The sequence below is a fragment of the Streptomyces sp. H27-H5 genome, assembly GCF_026627505.1.
Classification (GTDB): Bacteria; Actinomycetota; Actinomycetes; order Streptomycetales; family Streptomycetaceae; genus Streptomyces.
Map to the genome: position 1 here is coordinate 1 of NZ_JAPNLK010000288.1, position 1,443 is coordinate 1,443.

At 66.4% G+C, this 1,443-nt stretch carries 1 protein-coding gene; it reads right to left on the minus strand.

Features of this window, described 5'->3' with window-relative positions:
- Positions 1-185 precede the first annotated feature (185 nt).
- Positions 186-1,193 carry a recombinase family protein gene (locus OTB19_RS42815; RefSeq protein ID WP_267804269.1) on the minus strand — a complete coding sequence of 336 codons (1,008 nt, stop codon included), beginning with the start codon at positions 1,191-1,193 and terminating at the stop codon, positions 186-188.
- Positions 1,194-1,443: the final 250 nt, after the last annotated feature.

Below are 1,443 nucleotides of genomic sequence, written 5' to 3' on the forward strand. Positions count from 1 at the left end.
ACCACCTCCGACCTGGACGATCTCCTGGCCAGGCTCGACCAGCACACCGCCGATCACCCAGAAGAATCCTCCGCCGCCAAGGCCGCGTGATCAACCCCCGAAGGACTTACGACGCAGACCACTAAGCACTTGATCTTGGTTCCTGGGCCGCCGAGGTGAGCCTCAAAGGGCCATGGATGGTCTTGCTACCGCAGCTCGGCGTTCGGGTGCGGCTGGGCCTGGAGCCGATCGCGCAGGTCGATCTCCTCGGCCGTGAGCGGGTCTTCGGGCCGGCGGATGCGGACGGCCTTGGGCCGCAGCGGCAATCCGTCGTGCACGGCGGTGCCCTCGGCTTCGGCCAGGGCCCGGTAGAGCGAGGCGACCGAGGGGTTTTTGCCCTCGTTCTTCCCGACCTTGATCGTGAGCTTCTTCGCGATCTCCGGGACGGGGACGCCCTTGTCCTTCAGCGCGACGGCGAAGGTCAGCATGTCGTTGTCGATGACCTTCGGCCGTCCGCCGTGGTTGCCCTTGGACGCGGCGATGACCTGGCCTTCGAGGGTCTTCTCCCGGATGTAGTTGCGCTCGATCTGCCCGGCCACGGCGAGCACGGCGAAGAACATGGCGCCCATGCCGTTGGGGTCGTAGATCCCGGTGAGCGGGCCGGTGAGGAGTTCGAGCTGGATACCGCCGGCCTGGAGCTCGGCGGACAAGGTCATCAGCTCAGCCGCGTTCCTCGCCAGTCTCTTGAGTTCATGCACCGTGAGGACAACGGGGGTCTCGGGGGCGGCCTCCTTGAACTGGTGGGCCAACGCGAGCGCCTTCTCCAGTTCGGGCCGCACCTTGACCCGTGTGCTGATCTGCTCCTTGAAGACCTTGTGGCACTCCGCGCGGTGGAGGGCTTCGAGCTGGCTCGCCAGCTCCTGCCGTGCGGTCGAGGTGCGGGCGTACCCGATGCGCACCGGGCGCTCGGTGCGGGGCGCGGGCACCACGGCGAGCGCCGGACCCTGCTTCCACGCGCGGCCCGGGTGCCGGTCGGCGGGGACGAGGACTTCCAGTTCCTCGCGGAGCGCGGGGACGAGGACGAAGCGAGGGGTGTGGTACTTCGCAGCGGTCTTCCCGCCGCGGGTGCGGCAGGCGCTGCCGCCGGGCGCATCACATTTCGTGCAGTGGTGACGTTCTACCGCCAATGCGGCGCGATCGGGCGTGAGATCCATGCGGGCAGTCTCTCAGAAGTGCCTCGCACAACGTGCGGGTTTCGAGAGGACTTTTGCGAACGGCGACCTGCGGAAACGTGATCACTCCGGGGGCTTTCGCAGAACTCTCACAGATGACCATTTATGAGCCTGGATCCACCGCGTAGTGGTCGGGCTGTGGATGGAGAAATCAGAAGAGGTGCCCGCTGACCTGGGATGATGGGAGTTTCTACGCTTCCATCAGACCCGAGCAAGAGGGCACCTCGTAAGT

Coding starts and splice junctions, on each gene's coding strand:
- OTB19_RS42815 (WP_267804269.1), bottom strand. CDS start 1,193: ATGGATCTCACGCCCGATCGCGCCGCATTGGCGGTAGAACGTCACCAC.